Annotated in this window: 28 protein-coding genes; 21 read left to right on the top strand and 7 right to left on the bottom strand. The window is 73.6% G+C overall.

Annotated elements, in window-relative coordinates; all coding sequences use genetic code 11:
• Positions 1-182 precede the first annotated feature (182 nt).
• From LQ326_RS17115 to LQ326_RS17175, 13 genes are all read left to right on the top strand, one after another.
• Positions 183-1,526 (top strand): NAD(P)/FAD-dependent oxidoreductase, encoded by a 1,344-nt coding sequence (locus LQ326_RS17115; RefSeq protein WP_234537556.1) that lies wholly within the window; start codon positions 183-185, stop codon positions 1,524-1,526.
• Positions 1,523-3,370 (top strand): transketolase, encoded by a 1,848-nt coding sequence (locus LQ326_RS17120; RefSeq protein ID WP_234537557.1) that lies wholly within the window; start codon positions 1,523-1,525, stop codon positions 3,368-3,370. The genes LQ326_RS17115 and LQ326_RS17120 overlap by 4 nt, the downstream gene beginning before the upstream one ends.
• Entirely contained in the window at positions 3,367-4,320 is a 954-nt protein-coding gene (gene ligD / locus LQ326_RS17125) for a non-homologous end-joining DNA ligase (protein ID WP_234537559.1), read from the top strand. The genes LQ326_RS17120 and ligD overlap by 4 nt, the downstream gene beginning before the upstream one ends.
• 72 nt (positions 4,321-4,392) lie before the next feature.
• On the top strand, positions 4,393-4,749 hold the full coding sequence (locus LQ326_RS17130; protein ID WP_234537561.1) for a gas vesicle protein GvpO: 357 nt from the start codon (positions 4,393-4,395) through the stop codon (positions 4,747-4,749).
• 62 nt (positions 4,750-4,811) lie between these two features.
• Positions 4,812-5,240, top strand: a complete 429-nt coding sequence (locus LQ326_RS17135) for a gas vesicle structural protein GvpA (protein WP_234537563.1) — start codon at positions 4,812-4,814, stop codon at positions 5,238-5,240.
• The gene (locus LQ326_RS17140) at positions 5,237-6,001 is read left to right on the top strand and encodes a GvpL/GvpF family gas vesicle protein (protein ID WP_234537566.1); all 765 of its coding nucleotides are present in this window, start codon (positions 5,237-5,239) and stop codon (positions 5,999-6,001) included. Before LQ326_RS17135 ends, LQ326_RS17140 begins: the two co-directional genes overlap by 4 nt.
• Positions 6,002-6,023: 22 nt before the next feature.
• Entirely contained in the window at positions 6,024-6,287 is a 264-nt protein-coding gene (locus LQ326_RS17145) for a gas vesicle protein GvpG (protein ID WP_234537568.1), read from the top strand.
• Positions 6,284-6,964, top strand: a complete 681-nt coding sequence (locus LQ326_RS17150; protein ID WP_234537571.1) for a DNA primase — start codon at positions 6,284-6,286, stop codon at positions 6,962-6,964. Before LQ326_RS17145 ends, LQ326_RS17150 begins: the two co-directional genes overlap by 4 nt.
• Positions 6,961-8,049, top strand: coding sequence for an SRPBCC family protein (locus tag LQ326_RS17155; protein ID WP_234537574.1), 1,089 nt, complete (start codon positions 6,961-6,963; stop codon positions 8,047-8,049). Before LQ326_RS17150 ends, LQ326_RS17155 begins: the two co-directional genes overlap by 4 nt.
• Positions 8,046-8,408 carry a gas vesicle protein gene (locus tag LQ326_RS17160; RefSeq protein WP_234537575.1) on the top strand — a complete coding sequence of 121 codons (363 nt, stop codon included), beginning with the start codon at positions 8,046-8,048 and terminating at the stop codon, positions 8,406-8,408. Before LQ326_RS17155 ends, LQ326_RS17160 begins: the two co-directional genes overlap by 4 nt.
• On the top strand, positions 8,405-9,226 hold the full coding sequence (locus LQ326_RS17165; protein ID WP_234537578.1) for a GvpL/GvpF family gas vesicle protein: 822 nt from the start codon (positions 8,405-8,407) through the stop codon (positions 9,224-9,226). The genes LQ326_RS17160 and LQ326_RS17165 overlap by 4 nt, the downstream gene beginning before the upstream one ends.
• The gene (locus LQ326_RS17170; RefSeq protein WP_046730146.1) at positions 9,223-9,411 is read left to right on the top strand and encodes a gas vesicle protein; all 189 of its coding nucleotides are present in this window, start codon (positions 9,223-9,225) and stop codon (positions 9,409-9,411) included. Before LQ326_RS17165 ends, LQ326_RS17170 begins: the two co-directional genes overlap by 4 nt.
• Positions 9,408-9,692 carry a gas vesicle protein K gene (locus LQ326_RS17175; RefSeq protein WP_234537581.1) on the top strand — a complete coding sequence of 95 codons (285 nt, stop codon included), beginning with the start codon at positions 9,408-9,410 and terminating at the stop codon, positions 9,690-9,692. Before LQ326_RS17170 ends, LQ326_RS17175 begins: the two co-directional genes overlap by 4 nt.
• 24 nt (positions 9,693-9,716) lie before the next feature.
• Here the strand turns inward: LQ326_RS17175 and LQ326_RS17180 are convergent, their stop codons facing one another.
• The 3 genes from LQ326_RS17180 to LQ326_RS17190 all read right to left on the bottom strand — a co-directional run bounded on the left by LQ326_RS17180 (position 9,717) and on the right by LQ326_RS17190 (position 12,416).
• A complete protein-coding gene (locus LQ326_RS17180; protein ID WP_234537583.1) occupies positions 9,717-9,887 on the bottom strand; it encodes a hydrophobic protein in 171 nt (56 codons plus the stop codon).
• A gap of 46 nt (positions 9,888-9,933) precedes the next feature.
• Complete coding sequence (locus tag LQ326_RS17185) at positions 9,934-10,749, bottom strand: class I SAM-dependent methyltransferase (protein ID WP_234537586.1); 816 nt, start codon at positions 10,747-10,749, stop codon at positions 9,934-9,936.
• A 143-nt stretch (positions 10,750-10,892) separates the two neighbouring features.
• The gene (locus LQ326_RS17190; protein WP_234537588.1) at positions 10,893-12,416 is read right to left on the bottom strand and encodes a bifunctional phosphatase PAP2/diacylglycerol kinase family protein; all 1,524 of its coding nucleotides are present in this window, start codon (positions 12,414-12,416) and stop codon (positions 10,893-10,895) included.
• 70 nt (positions 12,417-12,486) lie between these two features.
• Between LQ326_RS17190 and LQ326_RS17195 the strand changes: the two genes are divergently transcribed.
• The 3 genes from LQ326_RS17195 to LQ326_RS17205 all read left to right on the top strand — a co-directional run bounded on the left by LQ326_RS17195 (position 12,487) and on the right by LQ326_RS17205 (position 15,289).
• On the top strand, positions 12,487-13,134 hold the full coding sequence (locus LQ326_RS17195) for a histidine phosphatase family protein (RefSeq protein WP_234537591.1): 648 nt from the start codon (positions 12,487-12,489) through the stop codon (positions 13,132-13,134).
• A gap of 187 nt (positions 13,135-13,321) precedes the next feature.
• The gene (locus LQ326_RS17200) at positions 13,322-14,941 is read left to right on the top strand and encodes an ATP-binding cassette domain-containing protein (protein ID WP_234537593.1); all 1,620 of its coding nucleotides are present in this window, start codon (positions 13,322-13,324) and stop codon (positions 14,939-14,941) included.
• 90 nt (positions 14,942-15,031) lie between these two features.
• The gene (locus LQ326_RS17205; RefSeq protein ID WP_181808091.1) at positions 15,032-15,289 is read left to right on the top strand and encodes a DUF6158 family protein; all 258 of its coding nucleotides are present in this window, start codon (positions 15,032-15,034) and stop codon (positions 15,287-15,289) included.
• 36 nt (positions 15,290-15,325) lie between these two features.
• Here the strand turns inward: LQ326_RS17205 and LQ326_RS17210 are convergent, their stop codons facing one another.
• Positions 15,326-15,859 (bottom strand): type 1 glutamine amidotransferase domain-containing protein, encoded by a 534-nt coding sequence (locus LQ326_RS17210; RefSeq protein WP_234537597.1) that lies wholly within the window; start codon positions 15,857-15,859, stop codon positions 15,326-15,328.
• Between the two features lie 77 nt (positions 15,860-15,936).
• A complete protein-coding gene (locus LQ326_RS17215; protein ID WP_234537599.1) occupies positions 15,937-16,317 on the bottom strand; it encodes a DUF2795 domain-containing protein in 381 nt (126 codons plus the stop codon).
• 246 nt (positions 16,318-16,563) lie between these two features.
• On the opposite strand from LQ326_RS17215, the gene LQ326_RS17220 reads away from it, so the two are divergent.
• The 3 genes from LQ326_RS17220 (at position 16,564) to LQ326_RS17230 (ending at position 20,425) form a co-directional block, all read left to right on the top strand.
• A complete protein-coding gene (locus LQ326_RS17220) occupies positions 16,564-17,877 on the top strand; it encodes a hypothetical protein (RefSeq protein ID WP_234537600.1) in 1,314 nt (437 codons plus the stop codon).
• Positions 17,878-17,975: 98 nt separating this feature from the next.
• Positions 17,976-19,280 carry an aminotransferase class I/II-fold pyridoxal phosphate-dependent enzyme gene (locus LQ326_RS17225; RefSeq protein ID WP_234537602.1) on the top strand — a complete coding sequence of 435 codons (1,305 nt, stop codon included), beginning with the start codon at positions 17,976-17,978 and terminating at the stop codon, positions 19,278-19,280.
• The gene (locus LQ326_RS17230) at positions 19,277-20,425 is read left to right on the top strand and encodes an MBL fold metallo-hydrolase (protein ID WP_234537604.1); all 1,149 of its coding nucleotides are present in this window, start codon (positions 19,277-19,279) and stop codon (positions 20,423-20,425) included. Before LQ326_RS17225 ends, LQ326_RS17230 begins: the two co-directional genes overlap by 4 nt.
• Before the next feature lie 269 nt (positions 20,426-20,694).
• On the opposite strand, the gene LQ326_RS17235 is transcribed toward LQ326_RS17230, so the two are convergent.
• Together LQ326_RS17235 and LQ326_RS17240 are read right to left on the bottom strand one after the other, a co-directional pair.
• Positions 20,695-21,330 (bottom strand): DedA family protein, encoded by a 636-nt coding sequence (locus tag LQ326_RS17235; protein ID WP_372496886.1) that lies wholly within the window; start codon positions 21,328-21,330, stop codon positions 20,695-20,697.
• 5 nt (positions 21,331-21,335) lie between these two features.
• Positions 21,336-22,109: an MBL fold metallo-hydrolase gene (locus LQ326_RS17240; protein WP_234537606.1), complete on the bottom strand. Its 774-nt coding sequence runs from the start codon at positions 22,107-22,109 to the stop codon at positions 21,336-21,338.
• A gap of 83 nt (positions 22,110-22,192) precedes the next feature.
• Here LQ326_RS17240 and LQ326_RS17245 point away from each other — a divergent pair, with 83 nt between their 5' ends.
• Positions 22,193-22,624: a hypothetical protein gene (locus LQ326_RS17245; RefSeq protein ID WP_234537609.1), complete on the top strand. Its 432-nt coding sequence runs from the start codon at positions 22,193-22,195 to the stop codon at positions 22,622-22,624.
• A gap of 260 nt (positions 22,625-22,884) precedes the next feature.
• The gene (locus LQ326_RS17250) at positions 22,885-24,885 is read left to right on the top strand and encodes an alkaline phosphatase family protein (protein WP_234537740.1); all 2,001 of its coding nucleotides are present in this window, start codon (positions 22,885-22,887) and stop codon (positions 24,883-24,885) included.
• Positions 24,886-24,987 lie beyond the last annotated feature (102 nt).

Consider the following 24,987-nt stretch of genomic DNA (forward strand, 5'->3'; position numbering starts at 1 on the left):
GGCCGGCCGGCCGCGAGGGGCGGGTGCCCGCTCGCGCCCACGCGGCGGCAGCCGCACATGCATGACAGCCCCGCGCCCGTTCGGGGCGCGCTGCGGGTGGCGGTGTTCCGACGCGCGGCGTTTCGAGGCCGAGCCTACGGTTACGTGGGAGGCCCTGGACCTCGTACCGCCGGAGGCGCACCGTGAGTCGTCGACCCCGGATCGTGATTGTCGGCGCCGGGTTCGCCGGGTACCGCGCGGCCCGTACGCTCGCGCGGCTGGCTCGGAACCGTGCCGAGATCACCCTGCTCAACCCTACCGACTACTTTCTGTATCTGCCCCTGCTGCCCCAGGTCGCCGCGGGGATCCTCGATCCCCGGCGCATCGCCCTCCCACTGCCCGGTGCCCTTCGCGGGGTGCGGACGGTGCTCGGGGAGGCGGATCATGTCGATCTCGACGGGCACCGTGTGCACTACACCGACCCCGAGGGCGGCGGCGGAAGCCTCGGCTACGAGCGGCTGGTGCTGTCCGTCGGCAGTGTCAACAAACTGCTGCCCGTCCCGGGTGTGGCCGAGCACGCGCACGGCTTTCGCGGGCTGCCCGAGGCGCTCTATCTGCGGGACCACGTGATCCGGCAGATCGAACTGGCAGCCGTGGCCGACGACCCCGCGCAGGCCGCGGCCCGGTGCACCTTCGTCGTCGTCGGTGCCGGGTACACCGGGACCGAGGTCGCCGCCCACATGCGGATGCTCACCGCCGAGCTGGCCCGCCGCCACCGCCTCCCGGAGGGGGTGCGGCCGCGCTGGCTGCTGCTGGACGTGGCGCCCCGGGTGCTGCCCGGGATGGACGAGAAGCTGTCCCGAACGGCCGACCGGGTGCTGCGCCGACGGGGGGTCGAGGTGCGGATGGGAACCTCCGTGAAAGAGGCCACCCGGGACGGGGTGCTGCTCTCCGACGGGGAGTTCGTCGCGTCACGGACCCTCGTGTGGTGCGTGGGCGTACGGCCCGACCCGCTCGTGGAGGCCACCGGCCAGCCGCTGGAGAAGGGACGGCTGATCGTCGACCCGTACCTTCAAGTGCCCGGCTGCGCCGACGTGTTCGCCTGCGGGGACGCGGCCGCGGTGCCCGACCTCGTCAATCCCGGCGGGTTCACGCCGATGACCGCGCAGCACGCCTGGCGGCAGGGCCGGGTGGCCGCCGAGAACGTGGCCGCCTCGCTCGGCGCCGGACACCGGCGGCGCCCCTATCGCCACCGCGACCTGGGGTTCGTCGTCGACCTCGGCGGTGTGCAGGCCGCCGCCGACCCGCTGGGGGTGCCTCTGTCCGGGCCGCCCGCCGGGCTGGTGACCCGCGGCTACCACCTCGCGGCGATGCCCGCGGGGCGGGTCCGGGTCGCCGCCGACTGGCTGCTGGACGCCGTACTGCCGCGCCAGGGCGTCCAGCTGGGCCTCGTCCGGTCCTGGTCGGTGCCCCTGGACACGGCCTCGCCCGAGCTGCCGAAGGCCCCCGCATCCGTCACCGACCATCCCCCGGAAGGAGCCACATGAACACCGCCGAACTCGTCGAGCTCGCTCAGCAGTTGCGCGTGGACAGCGTGCGGGCGGCAGCCGCCGCCGAGTCCGGGCATCCGACCTCGTCGATGTCCGCCGCCGATCTGATGGCGGTCCTGCTCGCCCACCATCTGCGCTACGACTTCGAGCGGCCCGAGCACCCCGGCAACGACCGCTTCATCCTCTCCAAGGGCCATGCCTCGCCGCTGCTGTACGCCGCCTACAAGGCGGCCGGCGCCATCGACGACGCCGAACTGCTCACCTTCCGCAAGCTCGGCAGCCATCTGGAGGGGCACCCGACCCCGCGCCGGCTGCCGTGGGTGGAGACCGCCACCGGCTCCCTCGGCCAGGGCCTGCCGGTCGGGGTCGGGATCGCGCTGTCCGGGAAGCGGCTGGAACACGGCCGCTACCGGGTCTGGGTGCTGTGCGGGGACAGCGAGCTGGCGGAGGGCTCCGTGTGGGAGGCTGCCGAGCACGCCGGGTACGAGCACCTCGACAACCTCACCGCGATCGTGGACGTCAACCGGCTCGGGCAGCGCGGCCCCACCCGGCACGGCCACGACCTCGACGCCTACGCCCGCCGCTTCCAGGCCTTCGGCTGGCACACGGTGGAGATCGACGGCCACGACGTGGACGCCGTCGACCGCGCCTGCGGCGAGGCCGCCTCCACCGCCGGACAGCCCACGGTGATCCTCGCGCGCACCCGCAAGGGCCGGGGCGTCGCCGCCGTCGAGGACCGTGAGGGCATGCACGGCAAGCCGCTGCCCGACGCCGAGGAGGCGGTCGCCGAACTCGGCGGAGTACGCGACCTGCGCGTCCACGTGCAGGAGCCGCCGGCGGCCCGCGCCCTGCACTCCGTGCCCACCGGCGCCCTCGAACTCCCGCGCTACGACCGGGGAGAAGAGGTCTCCACCCGGGACGCCTTCGGCAAGGCGCTCGTCGCGCTCGGCCACGCCCGCGCCGACGTGGTCGCACTGGACGGCGAGGTCGGCGACTCCACCCGTACCGAGCTCTTCGGCAAGGAACACCCCGACCGCTACTTCGAGTTCTACATCGCCGAACAGCAACTCGTGGCAGGCGCCGTCGGCATGGCGGTGCGCGGCTGGGTGCCGTACGCCGCCACCTTCGCCGCCTTCCTCAGCCGGGCCTACGACTTCGTGCGCATGGCCTCCGTCAGCGGCAGCGGGATCAACCTGGTCGGCTCGCACGCGGGCGTGGCCATCGGGCAGGACGGGCCCTCCCAGATGGGCCTGGAGGACCTGGCGATGTTCCGCGCGGTGTACGGCTCGACCGTGCTCTACCCGTGCGACGCCAACCAGACCGCCCGGCTCGTCGCCACCATGGCCGGACTCGACGGCATCCGCTATCTGCGCACCTCGCGCGGGGCCGGCCCGGTGATCTACGGCCCGGACGAGGAGTTCCCGGTCGGCGGCAGCAAGGTGCTGCGGTCCTCCGAGGAGGACCGGCTGACCGTGGTCGCCGCCGGGGTCACCGTGCACGAGGCGCTGAAGGCCGCCGACGCGCTCGCCGAGGACGGCATCCTGATCCGGGTCGTCGACCTGTACTCCGTGAAGCCCGTGGACCGGCGGACGCTGCGCGTCGCCGCCGAGGAGACCGGCTGTCTGCTCACCGTCGAGGACCACCACGAGGAGGGCGGGATCGGCGACGCGGTCGCGGAGGCGTTCACCGACGGCCGGCCCGTGCCGCGGCTGGTCCGGCTCGCCGTGCGGACCATGCCGGGTTCGGCCGCACCCGACCAGCAGCTGCACGCCGCCGGGATCGACGCCGACGCGATCGCGGCGGCCGGGCGGCTGATGGTCGAGGAGGCGGTCGTGCGATGAGCCGGGACGAGGTGCGGCCGGTGCGGGCCGGCCGCCGGACGGTGGAGATCCACCGGCCGGGCAAGGTGCTCTTCCCCGGCGACGGGGACGGGGGCGGGGGCGGCGCCGCGAAGGAGTACACCAAGGCCGACCTCGTCGAATACCACAAGTCCGTCGCGCCGTACCTGCTGCCGCACCTGCGCGGACGCCCGCTGATGCTGGAGCGGTACCCGGACGGCCTGGACGGCCCCCGGTTCATGCAGAAGAACACCCCGGACCACTATCCGGACTGGATCGAGCGGGCCGAGGTCGCCAAGGAAGGCGGGACCGTGACCCATGTGGTCTGCGGCGACACCGCCACCCTCGTCCTCCTCGCCGACCAGGCCTGTCTCACCCTGCACCGCTGGCTCTCCCGCACCACCGCCCCCGACCGTCCCGACCGGCTCGTCCTCGACCTGGACCCGCCCGGCGAGGACTTCGCCCTGGTGCGGGAGGCCGCCGGCTGGGCCGGGGACCTGCTCGGCCGGCTCGGGCTCCCGTCGGCCCCGATGACCACCGGATCCCGGGGACTGCACCTCGTCGTACCGCTGAACGGCCACAGCGAGGTCGACGAGGTCCGCGCCTTCGCCCGGGACCTGACCGACCTGCTCGCCGCCGAGCACCCCGACCGGCTCACCACGGCCGTCCGCAAGGCCGACCGCGGCGACCGGCTCTTCCTGGACACGGGCCGCAACGCCTACGCCCAGACCGCGGTGGCCCCCTACACCGTGCGGGCCAGGCCCGGGGCGCCCGTCGCCGTACCGATCAGCTGGGACCAGCTCGCCGATCCGGCCCTGGACGCCCGCCGCTGGACCATCGCCGACGCCGTCGACCAGGCCCGTACCAGGCCCTGGGCCGGCATCCCCGCCCGGGGCCGGGCGCTCGGACCCGCCCGGCGGCGGCTGGACGCGTTGCGCACCGGATCCGGCTGACCGCACCCCGTCACAGGCCGGTTGTGAAGGTTTGACTCCGGGACCTCCGGCCACTCGAACCAAGAGGTGGCCATGACGAACACAAACGACACGTCTCGGACGCAGGATTCACGCAAAGAACGCAAACGCGACGACGGACCCGACACGGCACCGGACCGGCCGAGCCCCATGGAGGTTCTGCGCCAGGCCCGCGCCCAGCTCGCGGAGCTCACCGGGATGTCCGCCGAGTCCGTGTCGTCCTTCGAACAGACCGAGGACGGCTGGGAGTTGGTGGTCGAAGTCCTGGAGCTGCCCAGGGTGCCCGACACCATGAGCCTGATGGCGAGCTACCAGGTCGAACTCGATCCGCAAGGGGAGCTCACCGGCTACCGGCGGGTGAGCCGCTACGAACGCGGACGCGCCGACGCGCGCCGGCCCGGCGGCCGCTAGGCCGCCCGACCGTGACCACTGATCACGGACCGGGCCCATGACATGGAGGAGGTTGGACAGGCATGACCGTTGTACCGGCACAGCAGACCGGCGGAGGCGGCAGCAGCGGCCTCTACGACGTGCTCGAACTCGTCCTCGACCGGGGGCTCGTCATTGACGCGTTCGTACGTGTCTCCCTGGTCGGCATCGAGATCCTGAAGATCGACATACGGGTCGTCGTCGCCAGCGTCGACACCTACCTGCGCTTCGCGGAGGCCTGCAACCGGCTCGACCTGGAGGCGGGGCCGCACAAGAGCCCCGGCCTGCCCGACCTCGTCGGGGAGATCACCGAGTCCGGTGCCCGGGGCAAGTCGAAGGGCGCGCTCTCCGGAGCCGCCGAGACGATCTCGGACGCCTTCAAGCAGGCCCGCGAGGAGCACTCCGACCCCGAGTCCAGGCGCCCCCGTAGGACCGCCCCGGCGCGTCGCAAGGAGAGGGAGGAACAGGAGTGAGTACGTACGTCTACGGCATCACGGCCGCCGCGCATCCCGCTCTGCCCGACGGTATGGACGGGGTCGGGGACCCGCCACGCCCGGTGCGGGTGCTCACCGAGGGTGAACTGGCCGCCGTCGTCAGCGACGCCCCCGAAGGACTCCGGCCCAAGCGCCGCGACCTGCTCGCCCACCAGAACGTGCTGGCCGAGGCCGGGGCGGGCGGCTGCGTGCTGCCCATGCGGTTCGGCAGCGTCTCCCCGGACGACGACACCGTCACCGGGGTCCTCGCCGAACGCGCCGACCACTACCTGGAACGGCTGCGCGCCCTCGACGGCAAGGTCGAGTACAACGTCAAGGCCAGCCATGTCGAAGAGGCCGTGCTGCACCGCGTGATGTCCGAGAACTCGCAGTTGCGCGCCCTGGCCGAGGCCAACCGGAAGGCGGGCGGCGGGTCGTACGAGAGCCGGCTGGAGCTCGGTGAGATGGTGGCGGGCGCCGTCAAGGCCCGGGAGGCCGAGGACGCGGCCGAGGTGCGGCAGGCACTGGAGCCCGAGGCGTCCGCCGTCAGCGTGGGTCCGGAATCCACCGGCTGGCTCGTCAACCTGTCGTTCCTCCTGGACCGGCATTCCGCCGAGACATTCCTGGCCGGCGTCGAGCGGCTGCGCAAGAGCCATCCGCACCTGGACCTGAGCGTCAACGGGCCGCTCCCGCCGTACAGCTTCGTCGAACCGGGGCCGGCCGAACCGGCGGCCAGCGCGGCCGGAGCGGCCGAGAAGTAGCAAACCGAAGGAGCAGGCACCCATGGGACTGGTCAAGGAGCTGCTGCTACTGCCCTTCGCGCCCGTGCGCGGCAGCGCTTGGGCCATCGCGCAGGTGGTGCAGGAGGCGGAGCGGATCTACTACGACCCCGCCGCGGTCCGGGCCGAACTGGCCCGGCTGGAAGAGCGGCTGGAAGTCGGCGAGATCGACGAGGAGGAGTTCGACCGGGCCGAGGACGAGCTTCTCGACCGGCTGGAGATCGCCCTGCGCAAAGGCGTGGGGCCCGGCAATGGGACGCATACATGAACCGCATGGGACTGGGCCTCGCGATCGGGGCCGGATACCTGCTGGGCCGGACCAAGAAGCTCAAAATGGCCGTCGCGGTCGGGTCGTTGGTGGCCGGCAAACGGCTGAACCTGACCCCGAAGGCGGTGCTCGACCTGGCCAACCAGCAACTGCGCGACAACCCGCAGTTCAAGGAGATCGGGGAGCAACTGCGCCACGATCTGCGCGGGGTCGGCAAGGCCGCCTCCGGTGCCATGGTCGAACGGCGGCTCGACGCCTTCGCCGACCGGCTGCACGGCCGTACCGCAGAGGTACGCGACCAGCTCGCGGGTGTCGTGCCCGACACCGGCGGTCTCGGCGGCGGCCGGGACGAGGACGAGGAATACGAGGACCAGGAATACGAGGAGGACGAGGCACCGGAGGAGAACGAGGCACCGGAGGAGAAGGCCGGCAGCCACCGGGCCGGGAGTGACAGGGCCGGGCGCGACAGGGCCGGGCGCGACCGCGAGGAGCGGCCGGACCGGAAGGCGCCGGCCCGCAAGGCCCCCTCGAAGAAGGCGGCCGAGAAGCCACCGGCGAAGAAATCGTCCGCCAAGCCGCCCGTCAGGAAGGCGCCGGCGAAGAAGGCCGCGCAGGGCCGGGCGGCCGCCAAGAAGACGGCCGGCCGGGCCCGGCCGAAGGGAGGCGGTGACCGATGAACAGCGGACCGTTCATGGACGCGGCCCATTCCGAGGCCGCCGATCGCCTGAAGGCGGAGCTGCAGGAATACCTCTCCGCCCAGACCGAGCGCATGATGGTGGGCGCCGGGCGCAAGCTCGGTGAGGCCACCGGCAAACTGAACGACATCGCCGAGGGCAACAGCCCGGGCTTCGCCAAGCTCGCCCTCGACGCGGGCCGCAAGGTCGCCGAGGGCAAGGGCCCGGTGCGCTCCGCCCTGGAGCTCGGCCTGACCCACGCCAAGGACACCGTGATGGACAAGGTGAAGAACCTGGGCGGCGGCAAGGGCAAAGGCAAGGGCAAGGGCAGCGGGCAGAAGCCGACCGTCATCATCGAGTCGGTCGATGTCGGCGTGCCGGTGCGCACCGCCTACGACCAGTGGACCCGCTACCAGGACTTCAGCACCTTCGCCAAGGGCGTCAAGAGCGCCAGCCGCTCCGACGACACCTCGTCGGACTGGCAGGGCAAGATCTGGTGGTCCAGTCGCAGCTGGAAGGGCAGCACCGTCGAGCAGGTCCCGGACTACCGCATCCAGTGGTCGACGTCGGGTGCCAAGGGCACCCACAAGGGAGTCGTCACCTTCCACCGGCTCGACGACAACCTCACCCGGGTGCTGCTGGTGATCGAGTACTACCCCAGCGGCTTCTTCGAGAAGACCGCGAACGTCTGGCGCGCCTCGGGCCGCCGGGTCCGTCTCGACCTCAAGCACTACGCCCGCCACATCACCCTCAAGGGAGAGGTGGACGACGGCTGGCGCGGTGAGATCCGCGACGGCGAGGTCGTCCGCAGCCACGAGGACGCGCTGGCCGAGGAGGAGGAGAACGCGGCCGAGGAGGAGAACGGGGCCGAGAACGAGGCGTCGGACGAGGAGTCGTACGAGGGCGAGGAGCCCTACGACGAGGCGGAGGACGCCGAGCAGGGGGAGGATGAGGAGTACGAGGCCGAGGCCGAGGGCGAGGAGGAGCCCGAGGACGAGTACGAGGACTCCGAGGAGACAGAGGAGACCGAGGACGAGGAAGAGCCGGAGTACGAGGAAGAGTACGCCGGTTCCCGGAGCCGTCGATGACGATGGCCGGCCGGATGCCCGAGCCCTACGGACGGGACGGCGGGGGCGCCAACCTCGCCGACATCCTGGAGCGCGTCCTGGACAAGGGCATCGTCATCGCCGGTGACATCAGGATCAACCTGCTCGACATCGAACTGCTCACCATAAAACTCCGCCTGGTCGTCGCCTCCGTCGACCGGGCGAAGGAGATGGGCATCGACTGGTGGGAGCACGACCCCGAACTCTCCACCCGCGCCCGGAGCAATCAGCTCACCCGGGAGAACCGCGAGCTGCGGGAGCGGCTGGCCGCCCTGGAGGCCCTGGAGGGCGGCCGGGGACAGCTCCGGGAGCGCGAGAAGCGCCAGGAGGAGGACAGATGACCGCACAGGGCGGACTCCGGTACGTGTACGCCGTCTGCCGTCCGTTCGCGGCGGCCCTGCAGGCCCAGCTCACCGGTGTGGCCGGCGCCCCGCCGGGGCTGCTCAGGCACCGCGGCCTGGTCGCCGTCGTCAGTACGGTCCCGGAGGGCGACTTCGCCGCGGAGCCGCTGCGGGGTCATCTGGAGGACCTGGACTGGCTGGCCGCGACCGCCCGTGCCCATCAGGGGGTGATCGACGCGCTCACCACGGTCACCACGCCGCTGCCGCTCCGGCTGGCCACGGTCTTCCGGGACGACAGCGGCGTGCGGACCATGATGGAGGCCCGCGAGGCCGACTTCCTGCGCGCCCTCGACCGGCTGGACGGGCGGGTGGAGTGGGGCGTGAAGCTCTACGTCGACCCGCCCGAGCAGGCGTCCGCGCCGGCCGGCCGGCCCGCCAGCGGGCGGGACTATCTGCGGCAGCGGCGGATGCGCACGCACGCGCAGGAGGAGCAATGGCGGGCCGCCGAGGAATTCGCCCGCATTCTGCATCAGCGGCTTTCCGAGCGTGCCGAGGATTCCCGGCTGCACCCTCCGCAGAACGCGATGCTTTCCGGAGTCTCCGGACAGAACCTGCTCAACGCCGCTTATCTCGTGCCGCGCGCGGATTCCGAGGAATTCGTGGAACTGGTCGACCGTACGAAGGACGAGGCCCCGCACATGCGGGTGGAACTCACCGGGCCCTGGGCGGCCTATTCCTTCACCGAGCCGGCCGTGGAGCCGATGCCGGCTCCGGCCACCGAGCCGGCACAGCCGGCGGAAGCGGGGGAGCAGCGGTGACCGTCGTGGAACGCCGTGAGGTGGCCCTGGTCGACCTGCTCGACCGGCTGCTGGCCGGCGGGGTGGTCATCACCGGTGACATCACCCTGCGGATCGCGGACGTCGACCTCGTCCGCATCGACCTCAACGCGCTGATCAGCTCGGTCAACGCGCAAGTGCCCGCACCGTGGGGGGAGCCGACGTGAGCGAACACCGCAACCGGCTGGACCTCGAACCGGACACGGTCGAGCGCGACCTGGTGAAACTCGTGCTGACCGTCGTGGAGCTGCTGCGCCAGCTGATGGAACGGCAGGCGGTGCGCCGCTTCGACACCGGTGACCTCACCGAACAGCAGGAGGAGCGCATCGGGCTCACCCTGATGCTGCTGGAGGACCGCATGGCCGAGCTGCGGGACCGCTACGGACTGCGGCCCGAGGACCTGAACCTGGACCTCGGGCCGCTGGGACCGTTGCTGCCGCGCGAGTGATTCCGCCACCGGTCGGTGGCGGAATCACCACCTGTACCAGCGGCCCCTGCCGCCGGCGCCGGTCGTGCCGCGCACCAGGAATCCGAGAAGCCATATCACGAGTACGGCGAGCGCGATCCACCAGAGCAGTTTCACCGCGAATCCGGCCCCGAAAAGAATCAGGACCAGAAGCAGTACCAGCAGGATGGGAACCATGTGAACCTCCTGCAAAAGCGGGTTTCCCGAAATTCGCGGATCAGGCTCACTTACGGCACAGAACTTCTCCGTGCAGTACGGCGAACCAGCCGTCCTCCTGCCCCGCCCACTCCCGCCAGGCCGCCGCGATCTCCGCGAGCTGCTCCTTGGTCGCGTGCCCGCCCCGTACGGCCCGCTCGGCGTAGGAGGAGGCGACCGTACGGTCCGCCCACAGTCCGCCCCACCAGGCCCGTTCCTCGGCCGTGCTGTAGGTCCAGGTGCCGGAGGTGGCCGTGATGTCGGTCAGGCCCGCCGCCAGCGCCCAGGACCGCAGCCGGCGCCCGGCGTCGGGTTCACCGCCGTTCGCCCGGGCCACCCGCCGGTACAGCTCCAGCCAGTCGTCCAGGCCGGGCACCTCCGGGTACCAGGTCATCGCCGCGTAGTCCGCGTCGCGTACGGCGACGAACCCGCCCGGCTTGGTGACCCGGCGCATCTCGCGCAGCGCCCGCACCGGGTCGCCCACGTGCTGGAGCACCTGGTGGGCGTGGACCACGCAGAAGGTGTCGTCCGGGTAGTCCAGCGCGTGGATGTCGCCGACCGCGAAGTCCACGTTGGTCAGCCCGCGCCCGGCGGCGGTCGCGCGGGCCTGGTCCAGGATGCCCGGCGCGTTGTCGACGCCGGTGACATGGCCGTCCGGGACCAGGGCCGCCAGGTCCGCGGTGATGGTCCCCGGGCCGCAGCCGATGTCCAGGATCTTCATGTGGGGCTTGAGGGAACCCCGCAGGTAGGCGGCCGAGTTGGCGACCGTCCGCGAGGTGTGGGAACGCAGCACCGACTCGTGGTGACCGTGCGTGTAGACAGCGGTCTCCTGCGGCTTCGACATGGCTCGACCCCTTCGCGTCACACCGGCGGACGGGGCCGGACGGCCCCGTCCCGCGGTATGCGCAACGCTACGCTCGCATGCCGAATGATGAGACCCGCGTTTCGCGATATGGACTGACGGGTCGTCACCGCAAGGAGTGAGCGTCAGGGCAGCGGCCGGTACACGGTCAGCGCCTGCGGCAGCTTCTCCACGGTCATCTCACCTGCCACATCGATGACTTCACCGTCGTAAGCGAGCGGTGTGCCGGGCGCGATCCCGGTCAGCCGCAGCCGGCTCACCCGTGTCTCGGCGCGGGCCGGGTGGGGGTACCTCCCGCTTGCGGGAAGCCGGGAGTGGGGGAGGGGCAGCGGGCCCGCGAGGGCGGCGGAGAGCAGGCTGAGCGCCGGGTGCCGGCCGCCGTGCACCACGCGTACGTCGAGCTGCCCGTCCGCCAGGTCGGTGCGGCGGCCCGGCGCCAGGCCCATCCGGTGGTAGACGCAGTTGCCGACGAACAGCAGCCACAACGGGTGGGTCCGGCCACGCAGTTCGACCTGCAGCGGATGCCGGTCCGTACGCAGCACGCGCAGCGCGGCCAGCACCTGGGCGGGCCAGCCGCCGATGCGGGGCGCCCAGCGCTCCCGGTCCCGCACCAGCTCCGGATAGACACCGAGGCTCAGCGTGTTGAGGAAGATCCCCGTGCGGTCACCGCAGACGAAGCGGCCGAGGTCCACCCGGACCGCCTCGCCCTCGCGCACCGCCCGGCCGAGGCCCCGGCCGCCCTCCACGCTCAGGTCGTAGGCGAAGTGGTTGAGGGTGCCGCCGGGCAGCACCGCGAGCGGCAGCCCGTGGCGCAGGGCGATGTGGGCCGCCGCGTTCACGGTGCCGTCGCCGCCGCACACCCCGAGCGCCCGCGCCCGCAGCGCCGCCTTCGCCAGCTCTTCCTTCACCTCGCCCGGTGCGCACTCCACCAGCTCCGCCTTCGGCAGCTCGTCGCGCAGCGCCCGGACCCGGTCGGAACTGCCGGAGGCACGATTGGCGACGACCACCAGACCGTCCCCGTCCGGCAGCGCCGGGGCCTCGGCGCGCGGCTGGGGCGGCGGGCCGGTCTGCGCCCGGGTCGGCACCAGGCCCCGTACGACGAACGCGGCGCCGACGCCCAGCGCGGCGCCCGCGAGCACGTCGCTCGGGAAGTGCACGCCCGTGTAGACCCGGGACATCGCGACGGAGAACGCCACCGGTGCCACCACCGCGCCCCACGACGGGGACTCCAGGGCGACCCCGGCCGCGAAGGCGGCCGCCGACGCGGCGTGCCCGGAGGGGAACGAGGTGGTGACCGGCTGGCGCCGCAGGTGCCGTACCGCGGGCACCGGGTCCAGGCGCGGCCGGGGGCGCCGCACCGAGCGCTTGCCGAGGGTGTTGATGGTCAGGGAGGCCAGGGCGAGCGAGGCCAGGCCGCGGGCGGCGGCCCGGCGGGCCCGGGGCGTGCGGGTCGCGGCCACCGCGGCCGCGGTCGCGAACCACAGCACCCCGTGGTTGGCGCCCCGGCTCAGCCGGGGCAGCACCGGCTCGGCGAACGGCCAGTTCCGCTCGGCGGCGATCTCGAACAGCCGGCTGTCGAGGGCGAGCAGCCGGTCGCGCAGCGCGTGCCGGCCGGGCTTCGGGAGGGTCAGGTCGACGTCTGGGCTCATGCCGGTGCGGTTACCCTGAAGCGGCACTTTCCTGCCGGCACACGGTGCGGTCGAGTGAGAGGAACCCTGGATGCGCCTGCTCCTCATACGTCATGGGCAGACCCCGACCAACGTCGAATACCTCCTCGACACCGCCGTACCGGGCCCCGGTCTGACCGCCCTCGGCGAGCGGCAGGCGGCGGCCCTCCCCGGAGCCCTCGCCGGCGAGGACATCGAGCTCCTCTACATCTCCACCCTCACCCGCACCCAGCTCACCGCCGCCCCGCTGGCCGCCGCCCGCGGTCTCGACCCGGTCGTCCGCGACGGCATCCGGGAGGTGTCCGCCGGCGACCTGGAGCTGCTGCCCGGCCACTCCGAGCACGGCGAGAGGTACATGCGCACCGTGTTCGCCTGGGCGGCCGGGGACACCGCGCTGCGCATGCCCGGCGGGGAGAGGGGGGACGAGGCCCTGGGCCGCTACGACGCGGTGATCGCGGAGGCCGCCGTGAGCCGCGCCGGAACGGTCGCGATGATCAGCCACGGCGCCGCGATCCGCCTGTGGACGGCGGCCCGCGCCGACAACGTGGACGTGCCCTTCGCCGCGTCCCGTCCCCTGGCGAACACGGGCGTGGTGGTCCTGGAGGGCTCCCCGGCGGACGGCTGGAAGGCCCTGAGCTGGGAGGGCGCGGTCGTGGAGCCGACGGGGGTGAGCGGGCCGACGGGGGATCCGCTGGAGTAGGGGGACGCCGGCGTTTTCGGCCGAGGGTGCGTTGTGGTTTCTCGCGCCCACGCGGCGGAGCCGCACATCGATACAGCCCCGCGCCCCTCAAGGGGCGTGGTGAACTGCGCGACCAGCCCCCCGCCGGCCCGCCCCCGGCCGATAACGGTTTGCCCCCGGCCACGGGTGCCCCGCAGAATCCTTCACCATGGGACATCTGGAAGCCGCGCACCTCGAGTACTACCTCCCCGACGGGAGGGCGCTGCTCGGCGACGTCTCCTTCCGGGTCGGCGAGGGCGCCGCCGTCGCCCTCGTCGGACCCAACGGCGCCGGCAAGACCACGCTCCTGCGGCTGATCTCCGGCGAGCTGAAGCCGCACGGCGGCACCGTGACCGTGGGCGGCGGTCTCGGCGTGATGCGCCAGTTCGTGGGCTCCGTACGGGACGAGACGACCGTGCGCGACCTGCTGGTGTCCGTCGCCCCGCCCCGGATCCGGCAGGCCGCGCAGACCGTCGACAAGGCCGAGCACGCCCTCATGACCGTCGACGACGAGGCGGCCCAGCTGCGGTACGCGCAGGCCCTCGCCGACTGGGCCGAGGTGCGCGGCTACGAGCACGAGACGCTGTGGGACATGTGCACCACGGCGGCGCTCGGGGTGCCCTACGAGAAGGCCCAGTGGCGGCAGGTGCGCACCCTCTCCGGCGGAGAGCAGAAGCGGCTGGTGCTGGAGGCGCTGTTCCGCGGCACCGACGAGGTGCTGCTGCTCGACGAGCCGGACAACTACCTCGACGTGCCCGGCAAACGCTGGCTGGAACAGCAGCTGAAGGAGACCCGTAAGACGGTCCTGTTCGTCTCCCACGACCGTGAGCTCCTCGCCCGCGCCGCCGAGAAGATCGTCTCCGTGGAGCCCTCGCCGGCCGGCGCCGACGCCTGGGTGCACGGCGGCGGCTTCGCCACCTACCACGACGCCCGGCGCGAACGCTTCGCCCGCTTCGAGGAGTTGCGCCGCCGCTGGGACGAGAAGCACGCGCAGCTGAAGAAGCTGGTGCTGAACCTCCGTCAAGCCGCCTCCGTCTCCCACGAGCTGGCCTCCCGGTACGCGGCCGCCCAGACCCGGCTGCGCAAGTTCGAGGAGGCCGGCCCGCCGCCCGAGCCGCCGCGCGAGCAGGACATCAGGATGCGCCTCAAGGGCGGCCGTACCGGAGTACGGGCCGTCACCTGCGCGGGGCTCGAACTCACCGGCCTGATGAAACCCTTCGACCTGGAGGTCTTCTACGGCGAACGGGTCGCCGTCCTCGGCTCCAACGGCTCCGGCAAGTCGCACTTCCTGCGGCTGCTGGCCGGCGAGGACGTGACGCACACGGGGCAGTGGAAGCTGGGCGCGCGGGTGGTGCCCGGGCACTTCGCGCAGACCCACGCCCACCCCGAACTGGAGGGCCGCACCCTGCTGGACATCCTGTGGAAGGAACACTCCCAGGACCGCGGCGCGGCGATGTCCCGGCTGCGCCGCTACGAACTCACCCAGCAGTCGGAACAGAACTTCGAACGGCTGTCGGGCGGCCAGCAGGCCCGCTTCCAGATCCTGTTGCTGGAGCTGCAGGGAGTGACGGCCCTGCTCCTCGACGAGCCGACCGACAACCTCGACCTGGAGTCCGCCGAGGCCCTCCAGGAGGGTCTTGAGTCCTTCGACGGCACGGTGCTCGCCGTCACCCACGACCGCTGGTTCGCCCGCTCCTTCGACCGCTACCTGGTCTTCGGCAGCGACGGCCGGGTCCGCGAGACCCCGGAGCCGGTGTGGGACGAGCGCCGGGTGGAGCGGGTGCGGTAGCTCCGCAGGGAGGCCCGCGCGCCCGGATGTTCGTACAGTGGAGGCAGGAATCCGGACCGCCGGGACCCACACGACGAGCGGGGTACCACCATGACCGGAGTCGACCCCAGCCGGCTGGACGACCAGCAGCTCATGAAGGAGCTGGAGACCATCCACCGGACCCGCCACGACACCCTTCTGTACGGCTCGAACGACGCGCTGCGAGCCCACAACGAGCGCATGGCCCAGCTGGAGGGCGAGTACCTGCGGCGCAATCCGCGGCGTCTCGTCACCGCCGGCCGTACCCGGGAGGGCGCCCGGGAGCGGAACTGCGCCGAGACGGCGACACCGGGCGCCTCGGCCGGCTGAGGCCGCGGCGCCCCCGTCCCGGCTCGCCGCCCCGGCCTACTCGGCGAACACGTCGAGGAAGGCCTCGCAGAACGCCTTGAGGTCATCCGGCTTGCGGCTGGTGACCAGCTTGCCCGGGCCGCCGTCGCACACCTTGACCTGCTCGTCGACCCAGGTGCCGCCCGCGTTGCGGATGTCGGTCCGCAGGCTCGGCCAGGACGTCAGCGTCCGGCCGTGCAGGACGTCGGCCTCCACCAGCGTCCAGGGCGCGTGGCAGATCGCCGCGACCGGCCGCCCGCTGTCGAAGAAGCCCTTCACGAACGCGACGGCCTTGTCGTCCATCCGCAGAAAGTCCGGATTGGCGACCCCGCCCGGCAGCACGAGCGCCCCGAACGACTCCACCGACGTCTCGCCGACCACTTCGTCCACCGGAAACGTGTCCGCCTTGTCGAGGTGATCGAAAGCCTGGATCTTCCCCGGCTTCGTCGACACCAGCACCGGCTTGTGCCCGGCGTCGGAGGCCGCCTTCCACGGCTCGGTCAGCTCCACCTGCTCGACGCCCTCGGGCGCGGCCAGAAACGCGATACGCATGACGTTCACTCCCTTCCGAGGCACGCCGACGGGCGGCGCGGCCCGCCGGCGCGCGGTTTCGTACTCCTGCCCCCGGCTCACTCCCCGCCGGTCACCGCCTCGGCCAGCGCCAGGAGGTTGCCGTAGCGCGCCGAGCGCGGCAGCCGGGACACCCGCTCGACCAGATCGTCGTGGGCGTTCCCGCGCCGCAGCGCGTCGGCCAGCTCCCGCGCCGTCGCCGGGAAGTCGTGCCGGTTCAGGGAGCGGGCCAGCTCCAGCCGGACGCTCTCCGGCGACTGCCGCTCACTCTTTCCCGGCACCCTGGGACCGCGGTACACCTCCGGATCGTCCTCGGCCGGCGGCTCGGGGTCGTTCCAGTCCTCCGTGCGCGTCGGATGCCCGGACCTGAGCAGGCCCTGGAGCTCGTGCTTCATCTCGTCGTCCCGGTACACGTTCAGCCGGGCACTGCCTCGCTGCATGTTCTCCCTCCAAGTGCTTCAGGGGTGCGGACCGCGTACCCGGGGAAAGGAGGCCGACACGGGGATCCACCCGGCCGTTCCAGCCCCGCCGGAACCAGGTCGTGGTGTCACCCGAAAGAGGGCGCGTGTCCCGCGAATGGGGTCCGGCCGCGCGCGGCGGCGCGAACGGCGGGCTGTGATGGCTGCGGGGGTACGGACCCCGTGCCTCCGCAGTCGTCCGTGCAATCCGTGCAAGGAGCCGCACCCATGCGCCGCACCGTTCGCGCCCTGTCCGTCGCCGTCCTGGCGGGTGCCGCGTGCGGCGCCGCCGGTACGGCCGCCATCGCGGCCGCCGATCCCGCCGCCGAGGTCAGCCCCGGCAACGCCCGTCCGGGCGCCACCGTCGTCGTCTCCGTGACCTGCGAGAAGGCCGCCGGGCAGGCGCCCGCGGCCATCGACGCCACGTCGTCGGCGTTCGCCGGGCACACCGTGCGGCTGGCCAGGGTCGAACAGGGCGGCGGCCTGACCTATCGGGGCACCGCGCGGGTCGTCTCCGGGAGCACCACGGGGACTTATACGGAGGGGGACACGGAAAGGGGCACGGAAGAGGACACGGCAGGTGCCGGGCCGGCCGGCACCCGGACGGTCGACGGGACGTGCCCGGGGGCGGGCGGACAGCAGGGGCGGCCGTGGAGCGCGCGCCTGGCCCTGGCGCGGAGCGACGGCGCGGGCACCGGTTCCGGGCCGGACGGCGGCATGGTTCTCCAGGGTGACGGCGGCGCGCCGCCACAGGTAGACGGTGGCGTGCTGCCGCAGGTAGGCGGTGGCGCGCTGCCGCAGGTCGGCGGCGGCGCGTTGCCCCCGGGGAACGGAGGTGAGCTGCCCCCGGGGAGCGCGGATGCGGTCCCGCACGGGGACGACGGGCCGGCGGTCGTCGGCGGTGACGCCGGAACGGCCTTGGGCGGAGACGACGGCATGCTCAGCCGCGGTGACGGGGGCACGCCTCCTGGCGGTGACGGGGGCACGCCTCCTGGCGCGGACGGGCGCACGGCTCCTGGCGCGGACGGGGGCACGGCTCCTGGCGGTGACGGGGGTACGTCTCCTGGCGCTGGCGGGCGGACGGCTCCTGGCGCGGACGGGGGTACGGCTCCTCGCGCTGACGGGAGCACGGTGCCTCGCCCCGGGCAAGGCACCGCCGGCGGCGGTGACGGCGCCTTGGTCTCTCCCGGCGACGGTGCGGCCTCTCACGGGACTCACGGTGGCGGGGACGCCGCGGATCCTCGGGGCGAGGACGGCGCCGACCCCGGACGGGGGACCGGCGAGCGGCCCTGTGCCGGGGCCCAGCAGCCGTGCGGGGGCGGCGACGGGCGGGAGTGCCAAGGGGCGCACGGCGGTGACGACGGCTCCTGCGCCGCCGCGGGCCTGCAGCACGGGGTGGCGGCCGGGGACGGCGGCGCCTACGAGACGTCCGTCCCCGCGCTGGCCGCGGGCGGGACGCTGATCGCGGCCGCCTGCTGCGGTGCCGCCTACCGGCTGTGGGGCGGGCGGCTGTGGGGCGGGAGGTCCGGCGCGGACGGGTGACCGGGCCGTCACCGGGTACCCCGGAGCGACCTCTCCGGCACCGTACGCACGACCAGGACCGGACAGCACACGGCACCACCGACTGCGCGGAGGCGGACATGCGGCGGACGGATCCCGGGGCCCACGGACCGGCGGACGGCAGCTCCCCGGGGGAGAGCGCGCCGGCGCCGCCCGAAGGCCACGGTCCGGTCCGCTACGGCCCGCCCCTGCCCGACGACGGGCTGCCCGTCCTGCCCGAGCTCACCGCCGTACTGGCCGCCGCCGCGAACCGGGGCGCGGAAGAGCCCGTCGGCGGCGGACCGGCGTTGCTGGACGCGGCCCGCGGCTACTGGGAACACCGCGGACTGCCCGCCCCGCCCGGCCGGGTCGCCGCCGGACCCGGCGCCCCCGCCCTGCTGCTGGCGCTCACCGCCGCGCTCGGCGGCGACGTCCTGGTGCCGCGCCCCTGCGCCGCCTGGTGGGCGCCGTACGCCAGAGTCCTCGGCAGGCCTGTCTTCCACGTGGCCACCCCGGCCGAGTCCGGAGGCGCGCCCGACCCCTACGCGCTGCTGGAGACCGTGCGCCGGGTCCGGGACGAGGGCGGTGACCCCCGGCTGCTGGTGCTCTCCGTCGCCGACGACCCCACCGCCACCGTCGCCCCGCCCGAACTGCTGCACGAGACCGTGGAGGCCGCGACCGGCGCGGGGCTCCACCTGGTCAGCGACGAGACCTGGCGTGACACCCTGCACGCCCCGGACGCCACCGTGCTGCTCAGCCCCGCCGAGATGCTTCCGGACCGGGTCACCGTGGTCACCGACCTTGCCGGTGCCCTGCTGCCGGCCGGCTGGCCCGCCGCCGTCGCCCGGTTCCCGGCGGGCGCCACCGGTACGGCCCTGCACGCGCGCGTGCTCGACATCCTCACGGCGCTGGGCGCCCGCCTCGCCGGACCGGTCGCGGTCGCCGCGGGCTACGCGCTCGGCGAGCCCGAGCCCGTCACCGCCCGCCGGGAAGCCGTCGTACGGTTGCACGCGCGCGTGGCCGCCGCCGCGCACACCGCGGTCGTCGCCTGCGGTGCCCTGGCCCGGCCCCCGCAGGCCGGCCGTCACCTGTACGCCGACCTGGAGCCGCTGCGCGCCGCGCTCGACACCCAAGGGGTCGGCGACGCACAGGAGTTGGAGGACTTCCTCACCGCCCGGCTGGGCATGCCGGCGGCCGGCGGCCACCGCTTCGGCGACGACCTCGGCGCGCTGCGCGTCCGGCTGGCCACCGGGCCACTGCTGGGCGGCGTCGAATCGGAACGCCTGGAATGCCTCACGTCACCCGCGCCGTTGGAACTGCCACACGTGCAACGCGCGTTGATGTCCCTGAGGTCGGTACTCGGCGATCTCCGCGACGACGCTCAGCGATGGGAGCCTCCTCGATGACGCAGCAGACGCATGAGCCAGGGTCCACGACGACTGCCCCCACGACGCCTGCCCCTCCGAAGACCGCCGCCACTGCGACCGCCACGACCACCACCGCCACGACGACCGTCACGACGATCAGGGAAGCCGGTCCCTGGCCGCCCGCGTCCCCGCCGCTCGCCGACCCCCGCCCGCTGGGTGAACTCCGCGTCTGGCCACGGACTTTCCACGACCGCCTGACCGCCCCCCTGCCCGGCCTCAAGGCCATGGCCCGCTTCGCCCGCGAGGGCTCGGTCCGCCCCGGCCGCGAGGGCCTCGCCGACGTCCCCCGCCTGCCTTACGAACCCGGCCCGTTGCCCCGCGTGGCCGCCGACACCGTCTCCGTCACCTGGGCGGGACACGCCAGTTGGATCGTCCGGATCGGCGGCCTGACCGTCCTCACCGACCCGGTCTGGTCCCGCCGCATCCTCGGCACCCCCGCCCGCGTCACCCCGGTCGGTGTCCCCTGGGAGACCCTGCCGCGCGTCGACGCGGTCGTCGTCAGCCACAACCACTACGACCACCTGGACGCCCCCACCCTGCGCCGCCTCCCGCGCGACGCGCCGGTGTTCGTGCCGGCCGGGCTCGGCCGCTGGTTCAGGCGCCGCCGTTTCACCACCGTCACCGAGCTGGACTGGTGGGAGGCGGCCGAACTGTCCGGGGTCCGCTTCGACTTCGTCCCCGCCCACCACTGGTCCAAGCGCACCCTCATCGACACCTGCCACAGCCTCTGGGGCGGCTGGGTCCTCACCGCGGCCGACGGCGGCCGCGTCTACTTCGCCGGCGACACGGGCTACGGCGACTGGTTCTCCCGCATCGGCCGCCGCTATCCCGGTATCGACCTGGCCCTGATGCCCATCGGCGCCTACGATCCCCGCTGGTGGCTCAGCGACGTCCACCTCGACCCGGAGGAGGCGGTCCGTGCGACGCAGGACCTGGGGGCGAGGCGGATGGCCCCCATGCACTGGGGCACGTTCATCCTCTCGGCAGAGCCGGTACTCGAACCGCTGACGCGGGTGCGGGCGGCCTGGGAGCGGGCGGAGCTGGCCCGCGAGGACCTCTGGGATCTGCCGGTGGGGGGTTCGAGGATCCTGGAGCGGGCTTCGTCCGAGAGCGCCGTCAGTTAGAGCGCCGCTCAGGGGCGCGGGCCCCCGCCCGACATGCGGCTGCCGCCGCGCCGGCGCGACCAGCCCCGACGCACCCGCGCCCCGCGGCACACCCGCGCCCCGCGGCACACCCGCGCCCCGCGGCACACCCGCGCCCCGCGACGCACCTGCGTCCTGCGATCCACCCTCGCCGCGACGCACCCTCACACCAGGACGCACCCTCGCCCCGACATACCTTCACGCCCCGACACACCTTCACACCGCGACGCCCCGCCCCTCGCGACGCACCCTCACGCCGCGGACCGAACCCGCCGCCAGACACTCGGCGCCACACTGATGGCCACCGTCAACCCGACCGCCGCCACCACTCCTTCCCACGGTTCCGGAAACAGCGACCCGCCCAGAATCCCGATCACCTGATACGTCACCGCCCAGGCCAGACACGCCGCCACGTTCCCCCGCGCGAACCGCCGCAGCGGCCACTCCGCCAGCAGACACGCCAGCATCACGGGAATCCGGCCGGCCGGCACCAGCCGGGACAGCACCAGCACGGCGACCCCGTGCCCGGCCAGCTTCGACTGCGCCTGCGACAGCCGCTGCTCCGGCGCCCGCGCCCGTATCGCCGCCAGCCACCGCGACCCGTTCTTCGACCGCAGCCCACGCCGTCCCAGCCAGTACAGCGCCGCGTCCCCCAGGAAGGCCGCCAGCGACGCCGTCACGAACACCAGCGCCAGCGCGAACGGCGCCGTCTGGTGGTACGCCACCACCGCCGCCGAACTCACCAGCGCCCCCGTCGGCACCACCGGCACCAACGCCCCGATCAGCACCAGCAGGAACAGCGTCGGATACCCGATCGCCTGCTGCGTGGACTCGGTCGCCGTCGAGGAGGTCGCCGCCGTGGAGCCGGCGGCGGCCAGGACCACCAGCAGCCTCACCGGGCGACCTCCAGCCGCACGCTCTCCCCGTGGCCGAGCTTGTGCACCGACACCTGCGGCGCGTACTCGGCTGCGAGGCGCACGAACTCGTCACCGGGCGCGTGGAATTCGTGCGGGCGCACCCCGTCCATGCCGATCGGCCAGTACGTCCCGTAGTGCACCGGCACCGCGCTGCGCGCCGCCAGCCGGGCCAGCGCCCGCGCCGCCCGCCCGGCGTCCAGGTGGCCCTCCCCGAGGTACGGCCCCCACCCGCCGACCGGCAGCAGGGCGACGTCCACCGGCCCGACCGCCTCGGCCATCTCGTCGAACAGCCCGGTGTCCCCGGCGAAGTACGTCCGCGCCGCGCCCTCGACGACGTATCCGAGGGCGGGAGCGCGGTGCGGTCCGACCGGCAGCCGGCGGCCGTCGTGCAGCGCGGGCACGGCGCGTACCACGAGGGGGCCGGCGGATATCTCGTCGCCGACGCCCATCTCCGTGATCCGCAGCAGGCGGAGGCGGCGGAGCGCGGGGAGCGCCCGCAGCGCGCCCCGGGGCACGAGCAGGCGCGTGCCCGGCGCGAGCCCCGCCAGCGAGGGCACGTGCAGATGGTCCGCGTGCAGGTGGGAGACGAGCGCCAGGTCCGCGCGGCGGGCCTCGGGCGGCGGCGGGGCGCCGCGCCGCCGCCGCAGGTGCGCGAGCCGGCGCGCGAACAGGGGATCGGTGAGCAGGCGTATGCCCGAATCCTCGATCGTGCAGGTGGCGTGACCCCACCAGGTGATCTCCACCGGCACCTCTTTGCCTCCTTCGCGCGACTCCCCGAAGCCTACGTGCAGGAGTAGGGTCGGCGGCGAAACCCGGAGGTGAGGGGGACACCATGGGACAGGTGCGGGGTGCCTCCGGCGGGATCGCGCCGGTGCGGGTGACCGCGATCGCGAGTCTGACGCCCCTGGAGGAGCTGGAGATCGACCCCTTCCTGGTCGACTCCCGCAGTCAGCACGCGATGTGCGCGCGCTGGGCCGTGGAACACGGATACGTCATCGCCCGCGAGCTGCTGGTCCGCGGGGTGCGCCACGACCACAGCGCCCTGTGGACGGGCGTCCGGTCCGGCCTCGACGTCTTCGTCGCCCCGAGCAGACGGGTCCTGGAGAGCGCGCTGTCGTCGGTCGAGGACTTCATGGCGGAGTGCGCGCGACGCGGGGTGCGGGTGGAGACGGTGGGACGTGCGGAGCCCCGCTACGACGCCCGGATGAAGGCCATGGTGCACCGCAGGCTGTCCATGCCGACGGCGGGGTACGACGGCCGGTAGGGCCGGGGCCGTCGAGCGGCCCGGGACAGGCCCCTTGAGCGCGTCGGCCACCCTCGGTCCGCCGCCACGGCGCACAACTCCCGCCGCGGTGTCCGGCGGGGGCGGCGGTGTCGACCCCGACCGTGACCGCCCCGTTCCGGCCCGCCCGCGTGTGACAGTGTTGGCGCGAGCAGACCCGCGGCCGGCGCGGGGCGTGGACGTGAGGTCGGTGGGGCGTGCGGTGGCGGCGGGTGGTCAGTCAGGTCGGGCGGAGCGTCACGGTGTGGGTGGTCTCCACCGTCACCATGCTGGTCCTCGCCGGCATCCTGCCCGACTTCCAGCTCCAGTCCCCCGACGGTGACAGTGCCACCCGCATCGCCATGACCGCGGCCCTCGGCGCCGGAGCCTTCGGTGTGCTCTCGGCCGTCGTCTGGCCCCTGCTCGTACGGCTCCTGCTGCTCGTGCCCGCGTTCGTCCTCGGCCTGCTGGTCTTCTTCCTCAACGGCTCCCTCCTCCTCGTCGCGCTGCGCATCAACCCCTCCGGGCAGAGCGAGGCCGCGCCGGAGACCGCCGTGATCGTGGCCGCCGTGATGTCCGCGGTCGCCTCCGCCACCGGCGGTGCCCTCACCGTCCGCGACGACGACGCCTACCGCCACCGGCTCTCCCGCCTCGCCACCCGCCGCCGCAGATCCCACCCGCCCTGCCCGGCCACCCCCGGCACCGTCTTCCTCCAGCTCGACGGCGTCGGTCACGACGTCCTCGCCACCGCGGTCGCCAAGGGCCTGATGCCGACCGTGGCGGAATGGCTCGCCGCCAGCCACCGGCTCACCCCCTGGCGCACCGACTGGTCCAGCCAGACCGGCGCCAGCCAGCTCGGCATCCTGCACGGCTCCACCTTCGACATCCCCGCCTTCCGCTGGTACGAGAAGGAGCACCGGGAGGTGATGGTCTGCAACCGGCCGACCAGCGCCGCCGAACTCCAGCGCCGGGCGGTCGAGCGCACCGCCGACGCGGGGCTGCTCTCCCTGGACGGCGCCAGCCGCGGCAACCTCTTCAGCGGCGGCGCCGACGAACAGGCCCTCGTCCTGTCGATAGCCGCCCGCCGCCGCGGCCGGGAGAACCGTTCCCGCGCCGGTTACTTCGCGTACTTCGCCGACCCCGCCAACGCCGTCCGCACCGCGCTCTCCTTCTGCGCCGAGGTCGCCCGCGAGATCGGCCAGTCCGGCGCGGCCCGGCTCCGCCGGCAGCGCCCGCGGGTCAGCCGCGGCGGCCTCTACCCCTTCGTCCGCGCCTTCGCGACCATCGTCGAACGGGACGTCGTCGTCGCCGCGGTCATGGGCGACCTGCTCGTCGGCCGCACCGCCGTCTACGCCGACCTGGTCGCCTACGACGAGGTCGCCCACCACTCCGGCCCGCACAGCCGCGACGCCGAGAAGGTGCTGCGACGCCTGGACCGTGCCCTCGCCCTCATCGAGAAGGCCGCCGAACACGCCCCCCGGCCGTACCGGATCGTCGTCCTCTCCGACCACGGCCAGAGCCCCGGCGAGACCTTCCACTCCCGCTACGGGCTCACCCTCGGCGACCTGGTCCGGGCCGGCTGCGGACTGCCCGTACCGCGCCGGGCGGAGAGCACCCACAGCGGCACGGAGGCGCGGGCAGCCGTCCGCGCGGCGCTGCGCAGGCCGGTCGAGGAGGGCGGCGAGAAGTACCGGCCGACCCGGCGCTCGGAGCCGATCGTGCTCGCCTCCGGCAACCTCGGCCTGGTCTCCTTCCCGGACGTGCCGCACCGCATGACCAAGGAGGAGCTGGACGCCCGCCATCCGGCTCTGCTCACCACCCTCGCCAACCATCCCGGCATCGGGTTCCTGCTGGTGCGCAGCGAGGAACACGGCGGGGTGGTGCTCGGCGCGTACGGCGCGGAGATACCCCTCGACCGGCTCGACAGCCACGCGGGGCCGCTCGGCCTGTTCGGGCCGGGGGCCGCGGATGCCGTACGGCGCACACACGCCTTTCCGCACACCGCCGACATCATGGTGAACTCGTGGTACGACCCGGAGGCCGGCGAAGTGCTGGCGTTCGAGGAGCAGATCGGGTCGCACGGGGGGCTGGGGGGTGCGCAGGGGCGGCCGTTCCTGTTGTCGCCGGTCTGTGTGTCCGAACCGGTGGGGGAGGGGGAGGAACTCGTGGGGGCCGAGGCGGTGCACGAGGTGCTGCGGCGGTGGCTTCGGGAAGCGGACGGGCCACAGGTTCCCCTGTCCGCGGAGGGGGAGCGGGCCGCGTAGTCCGTCCGCCGCGGGCCGGCGGGGGCCGGTCGTGCCCACGCGGCGGAGCCGCACCTCGGCTCGAGTGCCGGCCCCGCCGACCGTCGCCAGAAACCGCAACGG

Source organism: Streptomyces shenzhenensis, from assembly GCF_021462265.1.
Classification (GTDB): Bacteria; Actinomycetota; Actinomycetes; order Streptomycetales; family Streptomycetaceae; genus Streptomyces; species Streptomyces shenzhenensis.